The 21,710-nt window shown below is 71.3% G+C and carries 21 protein-coding genes; 12 read left to right on the top strand and 9 right to left on the bottom strand.

The features are described 5' to 3' along the window. Window positions 1–12: 12 nt before the first annotated feature. The 4 genes from HNR73_RS32400 to HNR73_RS32385 form a co-directional block, all read right to left on the bottom strand. Window positions 13–1,698, bottom strand: a complete 1,686-nt coding sequence (locus HNR73_RS32400) for a serine/threonine-protein kinase (protein ID WP_184791512.1) — start codon at window positions 1,696–1,698, stop codon at window positions 13–15. 109 nt (window positions 1,699–1,807) lie between these two features. After that, window positions 1,808–2,587: an FHA domain-containing protein gene (locus HNR73_RS32395; RefSeq protein ID WP_184791511.1), complete on the bottom strand. Its 780-nt coding sequence runs from the start codon at window positions 2,585–2,587 to the stop codon at window positions 1,808–1,810. A gap of 65 nt (window positions 2,588–2,652) precedes the next feature. Then, window positions 2,653–3,918 carry a serine/threonine-protein kinase gene (locus HNR73_RS32390; protein ID WP_184791510.1) on the bottom strand — a complete coding sequence of 422 codons (1,266 nt, stop codon included), beginning with the start codon at window positions 3,916–3,918 and terminating at the stop codon, window positions 2,653–2,655. Beyond that, window positions 3,896–5,962: a serine/threonine-protein kinase gene (locus HNR73_RS32385; protein ID WP_184791509.1), complete on the bottom strand. Its 2,067-nt coding sequence runs from the start codon at window positions 5,960–5,962 to the stop codon at window positions 3,896–3,898. The genes HNR73_RS32390 and HNR73_RS32385 overlap by 23 nt, the downstream gene beginning before the upstream one ends. A gap of 169 nt (window positions 5,963–6,131) precedes the next feature. Between HNR73_RS32385 and HNR73_RS32380 the strand changes: the two genes are divergently transcribed. Further along, entirely contained in the window at window positions 6,132–7,787 is a 1,656-nt protein-coding gene (locus HNR73_RS32380; protein WP_184791508.1) for a hypothetical protein, read from the top strand. Between the two features lie 9 nt (window positions 7,788–7,796). Here the strand turns inward: HNR73_RS32380 and HNR73_RS32375 are convergent, their stop codons facing one another. After that, window positions 7,797–8,138 carry a VOC family protein gene (locus HNR73_RS32375; protein ID WP_184791507.1) on the bottom strand — a complete coding sequence of 114 codons (342 nt, stop codon included), beginning with the start codon at window positions 8,136–8,138 and terminating at the stop codon, window positions 7,797–7,799. A 24-nt stretch (window positions 8,139–8,162) separates the two neighbouring features. After that, entirely contained in the window at window positions 8,163–9,419 is a 1,257-nt protein-coding gene (locus HNR73_RS32370; protein WP_184791506.1) for an MFS transporter, read from the bottom strand. 152 nt (window positions 9,420–9,571) lie between these two features. Between HNR73_RS32370 and HNR73_RS32365 the strand changes: the two genes are divergently transcribed. Continuing rightward, window positions 9,572–10,885: a GH1 family beta-glucosidase gene (locus tag HNR73_RS32365; protein WP_184791505.1), complete on the top strand. Its 1,314-nt coding sequence runs from the start codon at window positions 9,572–9,574 to the stop codon at window positions 10,883–10,885. A 6-nt stretch (window positions 10,886–10,891) separates the two neighbouring features. On the opposite strand, the gene HNR73_RS32360 is transcribed toward HNR73_RS32365, so the two are convergent. Further along, window positions 10,892–12,043 carry an amidohydrolase family protein gene (locus HNR73_RS32360; RefSeq protein ID WP_221331244.1) on the bottom strand — a complete coding sequence of 384 codons (1,152 nt, stop codon included), beginning with the start codon at window positions 12,041–12,043 and terminating at the stop codon, window positions 10,892–10,894. A gap of 100 nt (window positions 12,044–12,143) precedes the next feature. Between HNR73_RS32360 and HNR73_RS40340 the strand changes: the two genes are divergently transcribed. Then, window positions 12,144–12,275: a hypothetical protein gene (locus tag HNR73_RS40340; protein WP_260337578.1), complete on the top strand. Its 132-nt coding sequence runs from the start codon at window positions 12,144–12,146 to the stop codon at window positions 12,273–12,275. 26 nt (window positions 12,276–12,301) lie between these two features. Here HNR73_RS40340 and HNR73_RS32355 read toward each other — a convergent pair whose 3' ends face one another. Then, window positions 12,302–12,673: an SHOCT domain-containing protein gene (locus tag HNR73_RS32355; RefSeq protein WP_184791504.1), complete on the bottom strand. Its 372-nt coding sequence runs from the start codon at window positions 12,671–12,673 to the stop codon at window positions 12,302–12,304. Between the two features lie 200 nt (window positions 12,674–12,873). Between HNR73_RS32355 and HNR73_RS32350 the strand changes: the two genes are divergently transcribed. The 3 genes from HNR73_RS32350 to HNR73_RS41015 all read left to right on the top strand — a co-directional run bounded on the left by HNR73_RS32350 (window position 12,874) and on the right by HNR73_RS41015 (window position 15,964). Next, window positions 12,874–13,968 carry an AI-2E family transporter gene (locus HNR73_RS32350; RefSeq protein WP_184791503.1) on the top strand — a complete coding sequence of 365 codons (1,095 nt, stop codon included), beginning with the start codon at window positions 12,874–12,876 and terminating at the stop codon, window positions 13,966–13,968. Window positions 13,969–13,980: 12 nt separating this feature from the next. Continuing rightward, the gene (locus tag HNR73_RS32345) at window positions 13,981–14,649 is read left to right on the top strand and encodes a GAP family protein (RefSeq protein ID WP_184791502.1); all 669 of its coding nucleotides are present in this window, start codon (window positions 13,981–13,983) and stop codon (window positions 14,647–14,649) included. Window positions 14,650–14,782: 133 nt separating this feature from the next. After that, window positions 14,783–15,964: a PP2C family protein-serine/threonine phosphatase gene (locus tag HNR73_RS41015; protein WP_184791501.1), complete on the top strand. Its 1,182-nt coding sequence runs from the start codon at window positions 14,783–14,785 to the stop codon at window positions 15,962–15,964. Window positions 15,965–15,968: 4 nt separating this feature from the next. Here HNR73_RS41015 and HNR73_RS32335 read toward each other — a convergent pair whose 3' ends face one another. Further along, window positions 15,969–16,418 (bottom strand): iron chaperone, encoded by a 450-nt coding sequence (locus HNR73_RS32335; RefSeq protein WP_184791500.1) that lies wholly within the window; start codon window positions 16,416–16,418, stop codon window positions 15,969–15,971. Window positions 16,419–16,593: 175 nt separating this feature from the next. Between HNR73_RS32335 and HNR73_RS32330 the strand changes: the two genes are divergently transcribed. The 6 genes from HNR73_RS32330 (at window position 16,594) to HNR73_RS32305 (ending at window position 21,559) form a co-directional block, all read left to right on the top strand. Next, window positions 16,594–17,391 carry a DUF1206 domain-containing protein gene (locus HNR73_RS32330; RefSeq protein WP_184791499.1) on the top strand — a complete coding sequence of 266 codons (798 nt, stop codon included), beginning with the start codon at window positions 16,594–16,596 and terminating at the stop codon, window positions 17,389–17,391. 101 nt (window positions 17,392–17,492) lie between these two features. After that, a complete protein-coding gene (locus tag HNR73_RS32325; RefSeq protein ID WP_184791498.1) occupies window positions 17,493–18,020 on the top strand; it encodes an EF-hand domain-containing protein in 528 nt (175 codons plus the stop codon). Between the two features lie 237 nt (window positions 18,021–18,257). Next, window positions 18,258–18,950, top strand: a complete 693-nt coding sequence (locus HNR73_RS32320; RefSeq protein WP_184791497.1) for a DNA/RNA non-specific endonuclease — start codon at window positions 18,258–18,260, stop codon at window positions 18,948–18,950. 96 nt (window positions 18,951–19,046) lie between these two features. Beyond that, on the top strand, window positions 19,047–19,703 hold the full coding sequence (locus HNR73_RS32315) for a DNA/RNA non-specific endonuclease (RefSeq protein WP_184791496.1): 657 nt from the start codon (window positions 19,047–19,049) through the stop codon (window positions 19,701–19,703). Next, entirely contained in the window at window positions 19,700–20,293 is a 594-nt protein-coding gene (locus HNR73_RS32310; protein WP_184791495.1) for a hypothetical protein, read from the top strand. Before HNR73_RS32315 ends, HNR73_RS32310 begins: the two co-directional genes overlap by 4 nt. Window positions 20,294–20,455: 162 nt before the next feature. Further along, window positions 20,456–21,559 carry a right-handed parallel beta-helix repeat-containing protein gene (locus tag HNR73_RS32305; RefSeq protein WP_184791494.1) on the top strand — a complete coding sequence of 368 codons (1,104 nt, stop codon included), beginning with the start codon at window positions 20,456–20,458 and terminating at the stop codon, window positions 21,557–21,559. The last annotated feature ends 151 nt before the right edge of the window (window positions 21,560–21,710 follow it).

Here is a 21,710-nt window from a genome sequence, read left to right as displayed (position 1 = left end):
GGGGGCGGCCGGTCACAGCTCGTCGTAGTAGTTCTGCGGGCCGGAGGCGTTGGCCGCGGCTTCGGCGGCGGGGTCGGTCCAGTCGGCGGCGTCGGCGTCCTGGCTGACGTTGATGTAGAGGGCCGTGGTGTGGACCAGGTAGCGGTACTGCTGGGAGACCCAGCCCGACATCGTGGCGCTGGACCAGTCGCCGTCGTCGCAGACCTCGTCGCCGGTGTCGCCGTCGGGCGGGCACCAGATGCCCCAGTCCTGGGTGTAGGTGTCGGTGGCCTCGTCGTAGGCGTCCTGGGCGGCGCTCTCGTCGCTCATGGGCATGACCATGACCGCGACGAGGATCTGGTCGGTGTGGTCGACGTAGGTGCCGACGACCATCTGGTCGCAGCCGCCGTCTTCGAGGAGGCCGTTGACGTTGTTCTCCTGGGTGTCCTGGACGCAGTCGTCGGGTCCCGACGAACGCAGCGTGTAGAGGACGCCCTCGGAGTCGGTGAACTCGTCGGCGAGGAGTGCGGTGGCGTCGATCGGCGTCTCGTCGGTGCCCTCGTCGTTGAGGGTGGAGGGGTCGAAGGTCGGTTCGGGCTCCTCGGTGGGCGTGGTGGTCTCGTCGTCGGGGTAGGACCAGTCGGTCGGTGTCTCGTCGGCGGTGAGGTCTCCGCCGTCGCCGCCGTTGTTGTTGATGACCACGAGGGCGATGACGAGGACGAGGACGACCACGGCGGCGGCCGCGACGGGCAGGATCCACACGAGGTGGTTCTTCTTCGGCGGGGGCGGGCCCATGGGGTAGCCGGGCGGCGGTGGTGCCCACGCGCCGGTCGGGGCCGGGGGTGCGGAGTACTGCCAGTTCTGTGCGGGCTCGTAGGGCCCGACCTGCTGCATCTGTGTTGTCGGGTCCATCATCGGCGGCGAGGGGTAGCCGCCGGCCTGCGGTCCGGCGAACTGGCCGATGGCGGCGTTTTGGGCACCGGCCAGGTTGTCCACCGCCGGGGTCCACGGTTGTGCGCCCGGGTAGATGCCGCCGGCGGCCTGCTGGACGGCCAGCGGTGCCGGGCGGGCGCCGGGGTCGGCGAAGCAGGGTTCGATGACGCCGCGGACGCGTGGTGGGAGGGCGTTGAGGTCGGGGGCGCCGTATCCGGGCTGGACGGGGACGGCGGTGCAGGCGGTGTAGACGACGCCGCCGAGCGCGAAGACGTCTTCGGCGTATTCGGGTGATCCGTAGGACGGGGTAGCCGCGACGCCGAAGCCGACGATCTTGGCGCCTTCGGGGGACAGGATCACGTTGGACGGCTTGAGGTCGCGGTGCGCGATGCCGGTCTGGTGGATCTCGGCGAGGCCGGTCGCGACGCCGGCGGCGAGCCGCAGCGCCTGGTCTTCGGGCAGGGCCCCGCCGGCCATGAGCACTTCGTGCAGGGTGGGGCCCTGGATGAATTCGGTGGCCACCCAGGGGGCGGGTGCGTCGGGGTCGGCGTCGATGATGGAGGCCGTGAACGGTCCCGAGACCCGGCGGGCGGCGTCGATCTCGCCGCGGAAGCGCATGCGGAAGCCGTCGTCGAGGGTGAGTTCCTGCCGGATGAGTTTCAGCGCGACGAGTTTCCCGTCGGGCGCGGCACCCAGCAGGACACGCCCGGTGGTGCCTTCGCCGATGACGGCGAGCATCCGGTAGCTTCCGACGTTGCGCGGATCGGAGTCCTCGAGGGGATTCACGGGCGTTCTCCTAGGGGGCGGTGGCTCGGGTCGGAGGGATCTCCCCGAGGGGCTAGAGAATATTTCTAGAATAGCCTTCTAGTCCAGACCGGAGCGCCGCGGATTCCGCCTAGGCCTCGCCCAGCAACGCCAGGTCTTCGCGCTTGATTGTGGTCGATGCCATCAACTCCACGATGAGGTTGTGGTTGAGGGCGTTCCCGACCGGCTGCGGGATCTCCTCTTCGACCATCCCGGCCACCCCGGCGCCGTGCAGGGTCCTGCGGACCCTGCCGACGATGTTGGCGGCACGATGGGCGTTCCAGCGCACCTGCGGGTGCCGCCCGGCCAGTTGCTCGGCGACCCTGCCCCACGTCAGCGGCTGCGGATAGGGCTCGCCGCGCAGATAGCGCTGGGCCAGGCACACCACGACGAGCCGCTCCTCGGCCGACAGCGTCCACTTCGGGCGCGTGATCGTGAGGTCTTCGAAGACCTCACCGCCCGTGCCCTGCGGACGCGGGCCGACCACCCGCACCTCCAGCAGGTACTCCTGTCGCGGCGACAGCACCGACAGGGGCGCGTAGGTCGGCGGCAGCTCCGCGCGATGCCCGGTCAAGACCAGCCCGGCCCCCGGCATCCGGATCGGGGACTTGCCCAGATTGCTCAGCGTCCAGCGCGAGTGCTCGCGGGTGATGCGGCCCTGGAGGCGGCTGACGTTGCGGTCGTTGGCGCCGACGCACACGTGCACCTCGGGGTAGTTGCGGCCGAAGAGGACCGTGAAGGCGCTGTCGGGCGTGACGCTCAGACCGCCCGAGGTCGACAGCACCAGCAGGGTGCCCGGCGGTTCGGTGATCGGGCGGTCGGCGAGGCTGCCGTCGTCCCAGCGCAGCAGTTTGACTTTGTCGGCGGCCATCTCCGGTCCTCTCTCACTTCCCGTCACCGTCAAAGCTATGCCGCCTCGATGGGAGGGGTCCTTCGTCAGTGCTCGCCTTCGCCGCCACCGTGGTACGGCTTGCCGGTGCTCCCGCTCGATCCGCTGGTCACCTGGAAACCGTCGACGAGCACGCGGTACTCGGTGTCGCCCGGCGGGAAGGTGTAGGCGATCTTCCATTTCGTCAGTTGCGGCAGGGGCGGGATCAGCACCGTCGTCCGCCACGGTGTCTTCACCTTCGTCAGGGTCGTCTCCTGATCCCCGACGGTGTACACCAGGGTCGTGAGCACGACGTCGGCGTCGACCTCGAACTCCAGTGTCCGCTCGGGCGGCCCGGCCGCCGAGGAGCTCGCCTCGGGCGGTGGACCGACGAGGGCACCGGTCGCGTCGCGGGAGGTGGCGGCGAAGACGGCACCGGTGCCCAGGACGGCTCCGCCGGCGAGCAGTATTCCGATGACCGCGCGGCGACCGGGTCCCCGCGCGGTGGCGGGGGCGGCGGCGCGGCGGGTGAGTTCCCCGGCGACCGGCGGCGGCAGTGTCGGGCCGGTGTCGGCGAAGCCGGGCCCGCGCGTCAGGTGGGCCAGGAGCGCCGGGACCGTGGGCCGCCGGTGCGGGTCGGGGTCGGCGCAGGCGGCCAGGATGTCGCGGGTGCCGGGATCGGTGACGGTGGCGAGTGCCGCCTGCGGTGAGCCGGTGAGGGCGTAGAGGACGGTGGCGGCGAAGGCGTGGACGTCGGCGGCGGGGCCGAGAGGCGCGCCGGCGGCCTGTTCGGGCGGCATGAAGCCGCGCGCGCCTTCGGCGGGGCCGGGAGCGGTGTGTCCGGCGGGGCCGATCCGCCGCGCGATGCCGAAGTCGACCAGGCGTGGTCCGTCGGCGGTGAGCAGGACGTTGGCCGGGGTCAGGTCGAGGTGGACGAGCCCGGCGCGGTGGACGTGCGCCATCGCCGAGGCCAGGCCCGCGGCCAGGGAGCGGGCCGAGGCGGCGTCCCAGGGGCCGAAGCGTTCGACGGCCTCCCGCAGGGACACCGACGGGAGGTAGCGCGTGGCCATCCACGGGACGGCGGCGTCGGGGTCGGCGTCGACGACCGCGGCGGCGTATCCGGCGTGCGTGGCGCGGGTCAGGTCGATCTCGTGGCGGAAGCGCTCGCGCTGCCGTGGATCGTCGCCGTGGCGGGGATGGGGGACTTTGACGGCCACCGCCCGGCCGCCTCGCGACAGTCCGTAGTAGACGGTCGCGGTGCCGCCGACGGCGATCCGCGCGAGCAGGCGGCAGCCGCCGATCTGGCGCGGGTCACCTTCCTGGAGCGGTAGCATCCGCGCCTCCCGTCGGTGGTTCGAGGGCCACGACGTGGCCGTCTCGGGTCCCGGCGAAGTAGAGCCCGCCGGTGGCGACCGCCGCCGAGGTCGGCGTGACATCCGCCGCGTACGTCCACAGTGGATCGCCGTTGGTGCGGTCGAGTGCCCGCAGTGACTTGTCGGTGGCGGTGACCAGCAGGGTCCCGCCGATGAGGCCGAGGGTGTTGGCGTGCCCGTAGAAGCGCCCTTCGCCGGCGCCGATCGTCGCCGTCCACAGCGTCGCGCCGGTCGCGGCGAGCAGGGCGGCGGTGTTGCCGAGGAAGTCGCAGACGTGGACGACGCCGTCGCCGAAGACGGCCGAGCCGGTGAACCCGACCTGCCGCGACCAGGCGAGCTCGCCGTCCTCGGTGCGTACGGCGTGCAGGACGCCCTCCCCGTCGCCGGCGAAGACGAGGCCGTCGCCGAGGGTGAGCCCGGCGACCTGGTTGGGGGTGAACGCATAGGTCCACCGCTTCTCGCCGGTGCGGGCGTCGAGGGCGATCAGGGCGGTGTCGAGTGCGGCGACGATGCCGTCTCCGGCGGCGATGCCGCGCTCGGAGTTGACCTTCACCGTCCATCGTGGAGCTCCGTTGGCGACCGCGACCGCCGAGGTGGTCTCGCCGCCGTAGGCGAGCACCGCACCGGTCGTGACCGGCCCCGGTGCGGCGAAACCGCCGTCGAGGTCGCGGTTCCACGCCTTCTCGCCGGTGCCGGGCCGCAGTGCGCTGAGGCTCCACGGGAAGGTCGAGGAGTCCATGATGTACGGGACGCCCCCGGCGACGGTGTGCGTGAGGGCGTCGCGTTTCCAGAGGATCTCGCCGGTGTCGGGCGACAGGCCGTGCAGGGTCTCGTCCTCGTGGGCGAGGACGACGCCGCCGGCGACGGCGAGGTCGGGGTAGAAGTCGCTCACCTGTGTCCTCCACAGCACCGTCGGCGACGGAGGGGGCCCGGCCGCGCCGGGAGAGGCCGACGCGCCGGCGTGCAGGGTCGCGCCGGGGGAGCGGTGGCGTGCGGTCAGCGCCCAGACCGTGCCCGCGGCCAGCAGTGCCCCGGTTCCGGCGATCAGCGCCCGTCGTGGCACGCGCCCGGGTGCGCGGGGCTCTTCGGTGGGTTCCCCGGGCGGGTCGAGGGTTTCGGCGGCCATCACCGACAGGCCGACGGTGAACTCCTCGCGGGACACCCGCGCCCGTTCGGTGCGGTCGTGGATCCGTTCGGCGACCCGCCGGGGCAGCCAGCCGGTGCCCCGCAGCGAGACCGGCGGGCCGTCGAGGATGTCGAGGACTTCGGCGGCCGACGGCCGGGTCGCCGGTTCACGGCCCAGGCAACGGTCGATGAGATCGGCCACGCGGCGGTCGGCGAGCCGTCGGCGCCAGGCGCCCGTCGCCGGGGCGGGGGCGCTGCCCGTCGCGGCGAACACGAGGACCGCGCCGAGGGAGTAGACGTCGCCCGGTGTGCCCGAGCGCCGCCCGGCCAGGTGTTCGGGCGACATGTACTTGCGGGTGCCGATCGCCGCGCCGACCTCGGTGATCGCCGCCGCGCCCTCCGGGCGGGCGATGCCGAAGTCGATGACGCGTGGTCCGTCGTCGGTGAGCATGATGTTCTGCGGTGTGAGGTCGCGGTGGACCACGCCCGCCGCGTGGATCGAGGCCAGTGCCTCGGCCAGGCCGCGCGCGAGGACGCGGGTCGTCGCGCGGGGCAGGGCGCCGGTTGCGGCGACGGCCTCGTGCAGTGACAGTCCGGCGAGGTACTCGGTGGCCAGCCAGGGGAGTTCGGCGTCGGGATCGTCGTCGAGGACGGCGGCGGTGAACGGGCCGGTGACCCTGCGGGCGGCGGTGACCTCGCGGTGGAAGCGGGCGCGGAAGTCGCGGTCGTGGGCCACCCACTCGCCGATCACCTTGACGGCGACCGGCCGCCGGTCCGGTGCGAGTCCGAAGTAGACGACGCCCATGCCGCCCTGCCCGAGCCGCGCGCGCAGCTCGTAGGCCCCGACGGCGCGGGGGTCACCGTCCCGCAACGGTTGCACGGACTTCCCTCCCGTCGAAACCGCGAACTCGTCTCAAGACTCTAGCGAAAGCCGGTACGAAGGCCCCTCAACGTGAGGTGTCGGATATGACGCACCCGCGTGAGGACCGGTCCCACCGGGCCCCGCGCACGCTGGATTCGCGGCCGGCGAGGGGTGAAGGAGGTGGGGGATGCCCGTTCCCGCGCGAGACGTGGTGGGTCTGGCCGTCGACGGTGTCGCCACGCCCGATCTCTACCGTGGCAACGCCTTCCGGCTCAGCGGGCTGCCCACGACCGCCTCCGCCCGGGACCTCTCCGGCGCCACGGCCGGGGTCCGGGCGACACTGGCCGATCCGGTGCGGAGGCTGGTCCACGAATGGTTCTGGCTGTGGCCGGGACGGCCCGCCTCGCCTGCCGTGGCGCTGCACAACCGGGCCGTCGTCGCCCACTACGCCGCCGTCGAGGCCGATCCGGGCGAGGCCGATGGCCGCGCCGAGCGGTGGGCGGCGGCCTATCTGTGCTGGCATGACGTCCTGGCCGTGGACGACTGCTGGGACCGTCTGCGTGAGCGTGCCGCCGCCATCGGCGATCCCCGTGCCGGGGCCGCCGAGGTCGATGCCCTGCGCGAGGTGCTCCCGCAGGCCCTGCTCACCGTCCACGCCCGATTGGCCGTCGCGTCTGTGGCCGATCCTGGAGTCGTCGAGGTGCAGGTGCGGTCGCTGCGCCGTTCGGGTTTCGGCGAGCGGGTCATCGACACCGCCCTGCGCACCGCCGTCGCCGCCCGGGCCGAGTGCATCCGCGCGGCCGTCGAGCACCTGAGAGGCGAGCCCCACGGCGAGGCCATGGAGCACGCGCTCACCATCGCCGACGGCGAAGACCTCCACGTCCTGCGCACCGTCCTCGGCGGGGAACACGAACTCACCGCCGGGATCGCCGACGAGCTCGCCGCTCACGTCCGGGCGCGCGTCGTGGCCGAGATCAACGCGACCCGAGGCGATCGCCCGGCCCGGCGTGCCGCGGCCGTCCGGGCCGGCATCGGGCACCTGGAGGCGGCGGCCGCGCTGGCCGTCGGCGCCCGCGCGAAAGTCCACATCGGACAGGACCTCGCCGTCGTGGTGAACAACCTGGTGGTCGCGATGTGCGATCAGGCCCTCGAAGACGGCGAGGCGCGACCCGGCGAGGGCCTCGCACTGCATGATCGGCTGCTGCGGAACACCCGCGCGCACGTCGCCCGCGTCGACCGGCTCGACGCCGAGGCCGCCGACCGCCTCCGCGACGACGTCGTCGGCACCTCCCTCGTCCTGCTGTTCAAGTACGCCACCGTCACACGCGACGTCCCCGCGACCCTCGTCGCCCTCCGGCGCCTCCAAGGCGCGGCCACCGGGGTGGAACTGCGCGCCGAACTCGCCGAGGCGATCCACGCGCTGGACACCGTCCTCGCCTCGCCCGGTCACGGGCCGGCCATCCGAAGTGGACCGTGTGCGTCGTGCGGGGGCCGCGCCGGCGACCACCGCCCGGTGCACCTGACCGGACCCGGAAGGGCCCGAACCCCTGTCGTGACCGTCCGGCTCCCGTCGTGCCGGGCGTGCGCCGACCGGCCGATCGGCACCGCCGGGCACCGGCTCATCGCCGGTGCGGCCATGGCGGCGGCCGCCGGGGTCGCCGTGGTCGGCGGGATCGCGACCGGGTTCACCTTCGACGGCTTGGCGGCCCCGATCGCCGGGTGCATCGGCGTCGCGGTCCTCGCCGGAGGGCTGTCGGCGCGACGACGGGCACGCCGTGCGGCCATCGCGCGGCATCCGGAGGTCCGGGCGCTGCTGGGACGTGGTCACCACATCCTGCGCTGACCGTCGGCCTCAGGCCGGTCCGCCGCCGAAGCCGATCTCGTTGCCGTCGGGGTCGCGGAAGATCGCCTTGCGGACCCCGTTGTCGTAGGTCTCGTTCTCGGCGGGTGTCAGCCCGCGTCCGGCGATGGCCGCGAGCCGCTCGTCGAAGTCGCCGACGAAGAGGGTGTGCATCGCGTTCCCGGCCTTGCCGGGCAGCACCTCGATGTAGAGGTACTGGTGTTCGCCGACCTCCCAGACGGCTTCGGTGTCGTTGGGCAGGAAGGACGGTGGGCCGCCGAGAAGCCTTTCGTACCAGGCGGTCGCGGCCGCGCGGTCGTGGACGGGAATGCCGGCGAACAGGTCAACGGTCATGGGGCCCATGCTAGGGCGTTCGGGTCACCGCACGCCTTTGATCGGCCCGACGCACAGCGCGGCGAGCACGGCGGTGGCGAGGACGAGCATGTACAGCGTCACGTAGCCGCCGAGCTGGTTGATGACGACACCGCCGACGGCGGCGGCGAAGACGTAGGGCACGGTGTTGGCGATCTGGATGACGCCGAGGTCCTTGCCGCGGTCCTCGGCCCGGGGGAGGACCTGGGTGATCAGGGCCTGGTCGACGGCGATGTAGGCGCCGAAGCCGACGCCGAGGATCGCCGCGCCGGCGATGGCGCCGGGCATGGTCGGGACGAAGGCGAGCAGGATTCCGGCGACGCCCTGGAGCACCGAGGCGATGACGACCATGCGTTTGCGGCGGCCGCTGCGGTCGGAGATGCGGCCGACGGGGAGGGCGGCGGCGGTGACGGCCACGGCGTAGACGACGACGAGGATGAGGGTGCCCAGGTCGGGATCGAAGCCGACTCGGTCCTTGAGGTACTGGTAGAGGTAGATCTGGCCGAGGGCGTTGGACAGCTGGATGAGGAAGCGCCCGCCCCAGGCCCACGCGAAGTCGGCGTGCCGCAGTGGTGCGACGATGCCGCGAAGGATGGAGCCGACGCTCACCGGCGGCATGCCTCCCTTGGGGAGCGGGATGCCGCGGGTGCCCAGGGAGAAGGGCACGGCGAGCGCGACGAGGCACAGTCCGAGGGCGAGGTAGGCGGGGGCGATGCCGGTCAGGACCAGTGCCACCAGGGCGATGCCGAGCAGCGGGCCGAGGGACTGGGCGACGCCGAACCAGGCCGACACGGTCGCGCGCTGGTTGACGGGGACCTCGTCGGGTACGGCGGCGTTGAGCGCGGCGGTGGTTGCCGACAGTCCTATCTGGACGAAGGCCCAGAGCAGGACCAGTCCGAGCACGGTCTGCTGGAGGCCCTGCGCGACGAGGCCGGCGAAGGCCACGACGGCTCCGCAGGCGACCCAGATCTGGCGGCGGCCGCGGGTGTGGGTGGTGCGGTCGGAGAAGACGCCGATGAGGATCGGGGCGACCACGCCGACGGCCGCCGCGGCGACGTTGGCGGTGCTCTGCGCCCAGACCGATCCGGCGCTGTCGGCGGTGATCGCACCGGCGTGGCGGGGGATGAGGATCTGCTGGGTGGCGTAGTAGGCGAGGAAGAGGCCGAAGTTGGCCAGCGTCCAGAAGGTGAGCCAGCGCCGGGCGATGGGCGCGGTGGGCTCGTCGAGGGCGGTCCGGGGCGGGACCGTCGGGGTGGCCGCCATCCGCGACTCCTCTGCTGCCGACGGTCGGGCCCGCCGGGTGGTGCCGAGAAGAATGGGCCACCGCCGTTGGCCTGTCAAGGACTCTGGACAAGCGGCCGTCGCTGGTGTGTAGTTGCCTGCGAGCGTAAGGCCGGGCGGCGGAGGAGGGGTTCGTGGAGGCGTTTCCGCGTAATTTCATCTGGGGTGTGTCGACCTCGGCCTACCAGACCGAGGGCGCGGTGGCCGAGGACGGGCGCACGCCGTCGGTGTGGGACACCTTCGCGCGCGTGCCGGGCGCCATCGCCGACGGTTCCACCGGGGACGTCGCGACCGACCACTACCACCGCTGGGAGGAGGACGTCGCGCTGCTGGCCGACCTCGGGGTGCGCGCCTACCGGTTCTCCCTGTCGTGGTCGCGGATCATGCCCGACGATTCGGGGCGCCCGAACGCGGCCGGGCTGGAGTTCTACGAGAGCCTCCTCGACGGGCTCTCCCGCTGGGCGATCCGGCCGGTGGTGAACCTGTATCACTGGGATCTGCCGCAGTGGCTGCAGGAGAAGGGCGGGTGGTGCGACCGCGAGACCACCGACCGCTTCGCCGAGTACGCCGCCGTCGCCGTCGACGCCCTCGGTCGTGACGTCGATGTCTGGTGCACCCTCAACGAGCCTTTCGAGCACTGCATGCTCGGCCACGTCCTCGGTGAGCACGCGCCCGGGCTGACGCTCCCGCTCGACGAGGCCTTCGCCGTGGCGCATCATCTGCTGCTGGCGCAGGGCAAGGCCGTGCGGGTGCTGCGTGAGGCCGGCGCGGAGTCGGTGATGGCGATCAACAGTTACGCGCCGGCGCGTCCGGCGAGTGACTCCGAGGCCGACCGGACCGTGGCCGCGCTCTACGACGTCCTGCAGAACCGGCTGTTCACCGATCCGCCGCTCACCGGCCGCTATCCCGAGGAGCTGGAGCCGCTGGTCGCGCCTTTCGTGCGGGACGGGGACATGGACGTCATCGCCACGCCGGTGGACCTGTGGGGTGTGAACTACTACGCGGTCAACGCCGTCCGGGCCGTCGATGGGCCGATCCCGCTGGAGGTCGTCGCGCCCGAAGGGCATCCACTGACGGCTTTCGGCTGGGCGGTGGCGCCCGAGGGGCTCACCGAGACCCTGACCGGTCTGCGTGATCGTTACGGTGACGCGCTGCCTGTGGTCGTGGTCAGTGAGAACGGCTGCGCCTACGACGATGTCGTCGGTGCCGACGGTCGCTGCGACGATCCCGAGCGTGTCGCGTATCTGTCGGCCCACCTGGACGCGATCGCGGAGGCGATCGCGAAAGGCGTGGACGTGCGCGGCTACTTCGTGTGGTCCCTGACGGACAACTGGGAGTGGGCCGAGGGTTTCACCAAGCGCTTCGGGCTCGTCCACGTCGACTACGCCACGCAGGAGCGCGTGGCGAAGTCGTCGTTCGCCTGGTACCGCGAGCGGATCGCGCGCTAGCCCGCCTCAGATCCGGCGGCCCGCCTTGAACACCGCCGCGACCTCCCGCAGGGCCGTGACGTCGGCGAGCGGATCGGCGCGCAGTGCGACGATGTCGGCGTCGAAGCCGGGTGCCAGCCGCCCTTTCCGGTCGCCGACGCCGCACACCTCGGCGGCCCGCGAGGTCACCCCGCGCAGGGCGTCGAGGTGGCGGCCGCCCAGTTCGGTGAAGTGGGAGACGCTGTGGGCGAGGGCGCCGTGCGGTTTGGCGGGGTTGATGCCGGCGTCGCTGCTGCAGATCATGTCGACTCCGGCCGTCGACATCTCCAGGAAGACGGCGCTCAGTTTCACCAGCAGCGCCTGGATGCGCGGCGGCGGTTCGTAACCGGGCATCGGCAGGTGCCCCAGGGTGGCGGAGACGACCGTGCCGGAGCCGGCGAGCATGGCGATGAGTTCGGTGTCGGCCTCGGCGCCGTCGGCGGTCAGGAACGAGCAGTGCTCGATGGAGTCCATTCCGGACTCGACGGCCAGCCGGATCCCCGGTGCGCCGTGGGCGTGCCCGGTGACGGGCAGTCCGAGGGCGTGGGCCTCGGACACGGCGGCGGTGATCTCGGCGGGGCCGAACTGGGCCAGATGCGGGTAGGTTCCGGCGGTCATCTCACCGCCGGTGACCATCACCTTGATCACGTCGGCGCCGTGCTCGGCGCGGTCGCGTACGGCGGCCCGGACGCCGTCGGCGCCGTGAGTCTCGCCGCCGAGGAACCAGCAGTGGCCCCGGGGTGTGGTGATCGGGGGACCGGCGGCGAGGATCGTGGGCAGTTCACCGCCTTCGGCGCGCAGCCGGACGGCTCCGTGGCCGCGGTCGCCGAGGTCGCGGACGGTCGTGATGCCCGCCAGCAGGGCCGAGTGCGCCGCCCGGCGCATCTGCGTCAGCATCGCGGTGTCGTCGCGGGCGGCGATCGGGTCGGCGCTCGCGTCGAAGCAGAGGTGCTGGTGGGCGTCGATCATCCCCGGCATCAGCCAGGCCGTGCCGAGATCGATGACCTGGGCGCCTGTCGGTGGTTCGCCGCCGGTCTGTACGGAGACGATCCGGTCGCCGTCGATGAGGACGATCGGCCGGGGTGCCGGTGTGGGCGAGACCCCGTCGAACAGGCCCGCGGCTCGCAGTGCCAGCACCATCCCGGTCTCCTTCGGTCACTGCCGAAAGCGTAGCCGCGGGCGGGTGCGTCAGAGCTCCACGGGGAACAGCGCGAGCGCCGGCGGGCATCCGATGAGCGCCATGCTCGCCAGGCCCGTGAGCATGTGCCGGGTGCGGCGGTGTCCGGCCTGGGAGACGAAGGCGTCGGAGGGGATGACCTACTCGGGCATCTGGCACGGGGTCGCCGGAGCGGAAGTCAGCGCGGGCGGCTGAACACGAAGCCGGAGACGATGGCGGGGTCAGGCCGTCGGTGCGGCTCCGAGCACACGCGCCTTCTCGGCGGTGAACTCGGCGTCGGTGAGTTTGCCGCGGTCGTGCAGGTCGGACAGCACGCGCAGCTGTTCGGCGCTGTTGTCCGGTGTGTACTTGGCGACGAACGCGCGGCTGCCCTCGTCGATGGCGTCGCGTTCGGCCGGTGTGGCGCCGACGGGCCGCACGATGAGGTAGATCAGCGTGCCGAGGAACGGCAGCAGGATCACCACGACCACCCACAGTGCCTTGAGCCAGCCTTTGAGGTCGTCGCGGCGGAAGATGTCGACGAGCGCGAATCCCCACAGCATCATCAGGGGCAGCCAGATGAGCAGCAGCCAGAAGAAGTCCCAGAACGACATGTCGACCCCCCGAGTCGGGCCGGAGCCGGATTGGCTTGGCGTTCGTCAGTTGTAACACGATTGTTCATGATTCGAACCGGTATGTTCGATTCTCTACGGTGGGGACGATGATCCGCCGTTCCGGTCGATTCACGAATATTGCCCACTTATGCTGGCCTCGGCATCCGCGATCCAGAGTGGACCCGCGAGGGGAGGCGGTCATGGCCCGGACACCCGAGGGCCCGGCGACACCCGCGATCCCGGCCACCGGCCCGGAAGCGGCGCCCGTGCCCGGACGCGTCGACCGCGCCCTGCTCGCCGCCGCCGCGATCGTCGTCATCACCGCCGGGCTCAAGCTCGCCGCCGGGCTCGTCGCCCCGGTAGCGCTCGCGCTGGTCCTGGTGGTGGCCCTCAAGCCGGTCCAGAACCGCCTCGTGCGGTTGGGCTGGCCGCGCTGGCTTGGCACGGCGGTGCTGTTGCTGGTCCTGTACGGGATCCTCGCCGCCGGGGCCATGATCTTCGTGATCTCCGTCGGGCGGCTCGCCGCGCTCGTACCCCAGTACGCCGCCCGGGCCGACGAGTTGCTCGCCTCCCTTCAGGAGCGGCTGACGACCTGGGGTGTGGACACCGGCGCGGTCAAGGCGATGGTCGGTTCGCTCGACCCGGGACACCTCGTCGACCTGTTGTCGGCACTGGCGGGGTCGCTGCTCGGCCTGCTCACGAACCTGCTGTTCCTGCTCAGCCTGCTGCTGTTCATGGGCATGGAGGCGGCCGGTTTCGGGGCGCGGCTCGAACGCGTCGGGGCGGCGCGTCCCGACCTGGTCGCCGCGCTGCGGGGCTTCGCGCGCGGGACCCGCAAGTACCTCATCGTCTCGACGATCTTCGGGCTCATCGTCGCCGCGCTCGACGGTGTCGCGCTGTGGGCCCTCGGTGTTCCGCTTCCGCTGCTGTGGGCGCTGCTGTCGTTCATCACCAACTACATCCCCAACGTGGGCTTCATCCTCGGCCTCGTCCCGCCGGCGCTGCTCGGGCTGCTCGACGGCGGTGTCGGCACGATGCTGTGGGTGGTGGCGGTCTACTGCGTCATCAACTTCGTGCTTCAGTCGCTGGTCCAGCCGAAGGTCATCGGCAACAGCGTCGACATCTCGGTGACGCTGACATTCCTGGCCCTGGTGTTCTGGGCCTGGATCCTCGGCGGGATCGGCGCCGTCCTCGCCGTTCCGCTGACACTGCTGGTCAAGGCGCTGCTCGTGGACACCTCGCCGGGCACCCGCTGGGCGAATCAGCTCCTGTCGGCGAAGCCGCCGAAGGCATAGGAAGAGGCCGCCATGGGGGGAGCAATCGGGGATCTGCTGCCCCTCGCGGTCGGGGTCGCGATCAGTCCCGTCCCGATCATCGCGGTGATCTTGATGCTGCTGGCGCCTCGGGCGGGCGGTACGAGTCTGGGTTTCCTGCTCGGCTGGGTCGCCGGTGTGATCGTCGTGGCGGGCCTGTTCTGGTGGTTGACCGGGGTCACCGACCTGGGTTCAGGTGGTGAGCCCTCGGCGGGGGCCTCGTGGCTGAAACTCCTGCTCGGGGTGGTGATGCTCGCCCTGGCGGTGAAGCAGTGGCGCGGTCGTCCCGCCGCCGGTGAGGCGGCGAAGCTCCCGGCGTGGATGGCGGCGATCGACCGCTTCACCCCCGCCAAGGCGCTCGGCCTGGGTTTCGTCCTGTCGGCGGTCAACCCGAAGAACCTGGCCCTGTGCGTCGCCGCCGGGGCCGCTCTCGGCGGGCTCTCGGTCGGTCCCGGGCTGGCCGCCATGGCGGTGTTCGTGCTCGTCGCCGTGTCGACCGTCGCGGTCCCGGTCATCGGCTACGCCGTGGCGGCCGAGCGGATGCGCGGCCCGCTCGACGGCCTCAAGGTCTGGCTGGAGGCCAACAACGCCACGGTCATGGCGGTCCTGCTGCTGGTCCTCGGCGTGACATTGGTCGGGAAGGGCGTGGGCGGGCTGTCGTGACCCCCGCCTCGGGACGGCCATCGGTGGCAAGGGTCTCTATGTCCGAATAGCGCTATATGAGTGTTTCTCGGGTATGCTTCATCCCGTCCCTCCCCGGGTGACCTGTGCTGAGCAGCGAAAGGAAACCGCCCCCGTGCGCCGACGATTCCGGCCCAGCGCCGGGGGAACGGCACTCCTCCTGCGTTTCGGGCACATCCTCCCCGTGGTCCTGCTGGTGGTCTCGGTCGTCGCGTACATCACGGCGATAGGCCGCTACGACCGCTTCCTCTTCGCCGTCCCGGCGCTGGCCGCCGCCACCTGGCGGGGCCGGTCGACGGCCGCCTTCGGCGCGGCCGCGATGGTCGCCTCCGCCGTTCTCGCCGCCGGACGCGACGAGAGCTTCGCCTCGGTCACCCTCGTCAACCAGATCGCCCTGGCGACCGTGACCGCCGCCTCGGTCTGGGTCAGCCGGCTGCGCCAGGCGCGGGAACGCGACCTGCGGCAGGTCCGCGCGGTCGCCGAGACCGTCCAGCGCGTCGTACTGCGACCGCTCCCGCCACGGCTGGGCCAGGTCGACCTGCACCTGCTGTACCACGCCTCGGCCGAGCACGCCCGCGTCGGCGGCGACTTCTACAAGGCCCTGCGCGTCGGCCCGAGCGTCCGGCTGATGATCGGCGACGTCCAGGGCCGGGGCCTGCCCGCCGTGGAGATGGCGGCCCTCCTGGCCGGCTCCTTCCGCGAGAACGCCTACGCCGCCGCCGACCTCCCCGAACTCGCCGCCCGGCTCGAACGCAGCATCGACCGCTACACCGCCCGCACCGGCGACACCTCCACCGTCGCCGACCGCTTCGCCACCGTCCTGCTCGCCGAGATCCCCGACGACGCCCCGGTCGTGCGGCTGCTCAGCCTCGGGCACCCGCCGCCGCTGATCCAGCACGGTGACACCACGCGCCCGGTCGAGTTCGCCCGGCACTCCCCGCCGCTGAACCTGCCCGGCCTCAACGCCCCGGAGCACCTCGTCGAAGAGGTCCCCTTCGCACCGGGCGACCGCCTGCTCGCGTTCACCGACGGCATCACCGAGTCCCGCGATGCCGCCGGAGTCTTCTACCCGCTCGAAGAACGCCTCCGGGACTGGCACCGCGAACCCGCCGAACTGATCCTCTCGGCCCTGCGCGAGGACCTCACCGCGCACAGCGGCGGCGGCCCCGACGACGACATGACCGCGATCCTCGTCGTCCGCCGCCCCTCGGTCCCCACCTGGGACCGGACGACTCCGACACCGCCGGTCAACCTCCGCCACCGGGCCGCCGCCGACTCCGCGCCCGCGCGCCCCTGAGCGGCTAGACCTTCGCCTTCGCGATCAGCCCGGCCAGCCTCTCGGCGTCGGCGTCGGTGAGTTCGTTCATCCCGAACCCGACCGGCCACATGGTGCCGTCGTCGATGTTGGCGTTCTCCTCGAAACCGATCGTCGAGTAGCGCGTGTCGTACTTGCTGGCCGCCTGGAAGAAGCAGACGACCTTCCCGTCGGCGTCGTAGTACGTCGGCATGCCGTAACGCAGCCGCGACGTCAGGTCCGGCGCGTGCTCCCGGACGAGAGCGTGGATCCGCTCGCCCAGCTCGCGGTCGGGCTGCGGGAGCTTGCCGAGTGTCTTGAGGACGTCGCCCTCCTGGTCCTTCTTGCCGCGCTTGCGCGCCGACTTGAGCTCCTTGGCGCGCTCCTTCATCGCCGCGCGCTCGAAGTCGCTCCACTCGCCATCTCCGGTGGTGGCGTCCTTGTCGGTGGTGCTCATGGTGGTCTCCTCCGTCGCTGCCTGTGATTCTCAGGCTAGGAAACCCGGGGGTGCCGGCGCTTCTCGAAAACTGACCGATCACGGTGGCGCCGTCGCGCCCGCGGCATGCCCGCCCGCGCTCGTGGGTACCCGAAGGCGTGCGGCCGATCCCCTCGCCGCATTGGAGGAGACCCACATGACCGCCGGTACATCCGACGCCGCCAGCAAGGTGGCGCGCCACCCCGCCCTCACCCGTCTGGCCAAGGTCGGCTTCGCCTCGCGCGGAGTCCTCTACCTGCTGATGGGCGTCCTCGCGCTCGGCATCGCCTTCGGGTCGACATCCCAGAAGGCCGACAAGTCCGGGGCCCTGCACGTCGTGGCCGCCACGCCCTTCGGCGCCGTCCTGCTGTGGGTGATGGCCATCGGCCTGACCGCCTTGACCATCTGGCAGCTCGCCGACGCCATCGCCGGCGGCCGTGGTGTGAAAGACCGCGTCGAGTCGGTCGTGCGGGCTGTTGTGTACGCGCTGATCGTCGTGTCGATCCTCGGCCTGCTGCTGGCCGGGAAGGACGCCGCATCGACCGACGCCCAGTCCGAGGACGCCACCGCCGCGATCCTCGACCTGCCCGCCGGGCAGTTGCTCGTGCTCCTCGCCGCCGCCGGACTCGCCGTACTGGGCGTGGTGTGGCTCGTCGACGGATGGCGCGAGAAGTTCATGGAGGACATGTACGTGAGTTCGCCGCGCATGCGGCGCCCGGTCACCGTCCTGGGTAAGGGCGGGTACATCGCCCGCGGGATCATCGCGATCATCGCCGCCGTCTTCGTCGGCAAGGCCGCGCTCGACTACGACCCCGATGAGGCCGTCGGCATCGACGGTGCCCTGCGCGCCCTCACCGACGCTCCGGCCGGGCGCTGGCTGCTGGCCGCGGTGGCGCTCGGGCTGATCCTCTTCGCGGGCTACTGCGCCGCCGAAGCCCGCTGGCACCGAACCTGATTCCCCATTCTCCGCCCACAAAGAACCGTCCGATGTGCACTATCGGGCAAGCACTCGAAAGAGTGACGTGCGCATTCGGCGGGTCGGCTTAACATCGATGCATGGCGAGCGAATTGCAACGGCGAAAGGTCACCGGGGTGTTCACCGCGATGGACGCCGACGACGACGGATTCCTCGACGAGAGCGATTTCACGGCCCTGGCCGCGCGCTGGTCGACGATTCGCGGGCCGGGCGATCACGAACGGCTCAACGCGATCATGCTGGGCTGGTGGACGACGCTGCTCGCCGCCTCCGACCTCGACCGCGACGACAAGGTGACCGTCGAGGAGGTCCTGCTCGTCGTCGACCGCCTCCCGACGATGCCCGAGGCGGTGACCGCCACCGCCGAGACCATGTTCGAGGCGATCGACGAAGACGGCGACGGTCTCATCTCGGCGGAGGAATACCGCCGGATGATCGAGGCGTGGAACGGAGTCGGCACCGATACCGACGCGATTTTCCCATTGCTCGACGACGACGGTGACGGCCGATTGTCCCGCACGGAATTCGCCGATCTGTGGTTCGAGTTCTGGGCCGGTGATGACGCCGAAGCCCCGGGCACACTCGTGTTCGGCCCCCTGCCCGCCTGACCGTGTCGGGTGTCCGCCGTCCGGCCTTGAAGGCCGGACGGCGAGCCGGGCCGTCGCCCCGTCACCCCGTCTGTCCTGCCGGGCGCCGGGTCTTCCTCCGCGGTGAACCCGAAAGGCCCTTCGGGCAGGCCTGATCACACCTCGACGGTGGTCCGGGCGGTTGCCCGCGCGGACCCGCCCGCCGCCCGGTGCGGGTGTTCCCTGGGAGTCAGCCCCCTCCCGAGTGGAGTGCCCGTCATGCACGATCACGCGACCGACCGCCCCACGCCGCCGCCGCGCGCGGTGGTCCGCTCTCGCCTGGGTGTTTCGCCCTCCCACGCGTTACTCGGCCTCCAGCGGACGGCGGGCAACGCCGCCGTGGCACTGGCGGTGCAGCGCAAGTACGCCGGTTTCCCCTACATCGACTTCGGCCTGCTCTCCGACGACTGCGGCACCGAGATGCGCGCCGAGCTGCATCCCGGGAAGCTGGAGAAGGGAAGCAAACCGGCGGTGCGGCCGTCGTGGTGGCCGAAGTCGGGTTCGATGCCGACGAAGGGCGGTGAGGACGCCGCGGACTTCTTCTCGACGTACATGGTGCAGGGGCATCTGCTCAACGAGAAGGTCGGCGGGACCGGCAAGAGCATGGAGAACCTGACGCCGCTGACCAAGAGCGCCAACAGCCAGCACCACTCGAAGGTGGAGAAGCGGGTCAAGTCGGAGGTCAAGAAGAACAAGCACGTCGTCGAGTACCACGTCACCGCGCAGTACGGGAAACACCCGAACGCCAAGGACATGGGCGCCACCGGGGCCGCCGCGAAGTACATCGACGACAACTTCACCGACATGATGGCCGGGAAGCTGCGGGCGGAGTACACCGTCTACAAGAAGACCGCCAAAGGCGGTAAGGAGCTGTTCGGCGACGCCTGGGAGATCACCAACGAGGGCAAGTGAGCGAGGCTGCCCGCGCGGCTGCCCTACCGGGACTGTCTACTGTGGAGCCGCACCGGTAGGTATGAGGGCGACGTCCGCGACAGTCAGGGAGGCCCCATGCGCGACCGCGAACCGCTCCCCGAGGTGCCCGAGCCGCGCCGGGCGCCGCCGCGCATGACGGCCACGCCGCGGTCCATCCTGGACCTGCAACGCGCCGCCGGGAACCGCGCGACCGCCGAGGCACTGTCGGTGCAACGGAAGTACACCGGGCAGCACCATGTCCAGTACGGCCCCCTCTGGAACGGCAGCGGCACCGAGATGCACGCCGAACTCCATCCGAACAAGCTGGAGAACGGGACCGTCCCCAGCGTCGTACCGCCGTGGTGGCCCGACCCGGGCTCGCCCGCCCGCGACTGGACGGCGACCCACCTCGTCCAGGGTCACCTGCTCAACCACAACGTCGGCGGCCCGGGAAACACCATGAAGAACCTGACGCCGCTGACCAGGAGCGCCAACTCCCAGCACCACGGCAAGGTGGAGAAGACCGTCAAGAAGGCCCTCCTGGAGCACAAGCAGGTGGTCGAATACAACGTGAAGGCCGACTACTCCGGCCATCCGAGCGCCGCCCAGCTCGGCGCGCCGCCAGCGGTCGCCAAGGCGGTCGCGCCGACCATGGCCAAGTCCATCAGCGCCGAGTACACCGTCTACGAAGGCGGCAAGGACAAGGGCGGCACCCGCTGGGAGATCACCAACGAGGGGAGCGCGTACAAGTGAGAGACGTCCGTGTACGACTGGAGGCCATGGTCGAAGGTCTTCGCGACAACCCGCGGGTCGAGGTCGTCTCGGCCCGGATCGGCGATCCGGCCGGTGAGGCCGACCTGTCGGGGGTGGAGAAGTCCGCGCCCGCCGACGTCCTCGACTTCTACCGCGAGGTCGGGTCCTTCAGCCTGGAGTGGCGGCACACCGTCGCCGAACTGGCCGAAGGCGACCTCGCCGACCAGGGGTACGTGAACATCCTGCCCATCACGGAGGTCTACGGCGACTGGGCCGGGAACGTCTGGTTCCCCGGCGAGGACGAGACCTTCCGTGAGGTGAAGCCCTTCGACGCCTTCGTCCCCGAGGCCTGCGCGGCCTTCACCGACGGCCCTCACGTCGCCTACCACTACTACGGCGAGGAGCTGGAGGACACCGGCCGGACTTTCGCCGAGTGGTTCGAGCTGCTGCTGGTCTCGCGCGGTTACTGGTACTGGATCCAGACCCTGTGCGCCGAGACCGTCGACTCCCACGAGGCCGAGGCCTTCCGGCGGGTCATGCCCGAGGTGTTCCCGGACGTCGACCTGTCGGCGTTCCGGCCTCGCGTCTGAGGGGTCGCCGTCACCGTCGCATGTGGACGGCTTGCGATGATTTGCCCGCCACATATGGGATCCGACGTTCATATATGTAGACGTCGGTCGAAATGTTGACACGTGTATGACGGGCTGGATACCGTCGGGTCTCGCACACGCCCTTCGACCCGAGGAGGACCCATGGGCTTCACCACGCGACGACCCGGCACCGTCGCCATCCTCGGCGCGGCCGCACTCGCGGCGGCCGCGCTCACCGGACCGGACGGCCTCGCCGCCGCACCCCGGCCCGCCGACGGCGTCTTAGCCGTCACCGTCCCGGTCTCCACGGCCGCCGAACTGCGCGACGCGCTCGCCGACGCCGCCCCCGGCTGGACGATCCAGCTCGCCTCCGGCACCTACCGGGGCTCCTTCGTCACCGAGAACGCCGGGACCTCGTCGGCGCCGATCACCCTGACCGGCCCGCGTGACGCGATCCTGATCAACGACGGCCCGTCGGGCACCGGTCCCTCCTGCTCGGCGCCCACCGCGGGCTGGGATTCCGGGTACGGGCTGTGGCTCTACGACGCGCCCCACTGGAAGCTCTCCGGTTTCACCGTCCGCGAGTCGAAGAAGGGCATCATGCTCGACCGGTCCGCGCACGTCACGATCGACGGCGTGTACGTGACCCAGATCGAGGAGGAAGGCGTGCACTTCCGCTCCTCCTCGGCCGACGGCGTCCTGCGCGACTCCCGGATCGACCACACCGGCCTCGTCAAACCCCAGTACGGCGAGGGCGTTTACATCGGATCGGCGAACTCGAACTGGGGCTGCTACGGCGTCACCGGCGGAGCCGACCGCGCCGACCGCGTCCAGGTGATCGGCAACCACATCGGTCCCGGCGTGTCCGCCGAGCACATCGACATCAAGGAGGGCACCTTCGACGGGGTCGTCCGCGACAACGTCTTCGACGGGCAGGGCATCGCCGGCCAGAACAGCGCCGACTCCTGGATCGACGCCAAGGGCGTCGGGTACCTCATCGAGGGCAACAGCGGCACCTTCGACCCGCCCGGCGTCTTCGCCAACGGCTACGAGACCCACAACCCGTCGACGAGCCCGTCCTTCCCGAACGGATGCGGCAACGTCTGGCGCGACAACGACTCCGACCTCGGCGGTGTCGGGAAATGGGCCGTCTACGTCTCGTCGACGTCGAAGTGCTCCGGCGACCTCAACGTCGTCCACGCCTCCAACACGGTGTCCAACGCTCGCAACGGCCTGACGAACATCAAGGTCACACCCGGGAACTGACGCCCCACATGGGGAACGGCGCCACCGTCCTGTCGCACGACGACGGATCGGTGGCGCCTTCGGCATACCTAAGCAACGCCGGTCGCACCCGCCCGCGACCGGTCACGCCGACGGATCCGCCGCACCCCGCGCGGCCATAGGTTGATCTTCG

It is taken from the genome of Phytomonospora endophytica, assembly GCF_014202425.1.
In the GTDB taxonomy this organism is placed as follows: Bacteria; Actinomycetota; Actinomycetes; order Mycobacteriales; family Micromonosporaceae; genus Phytomonospora; species Phytomonospora endophytica.
This window is presented reverse-complemented; position numbering and strand designations above follow the sequence as displayed.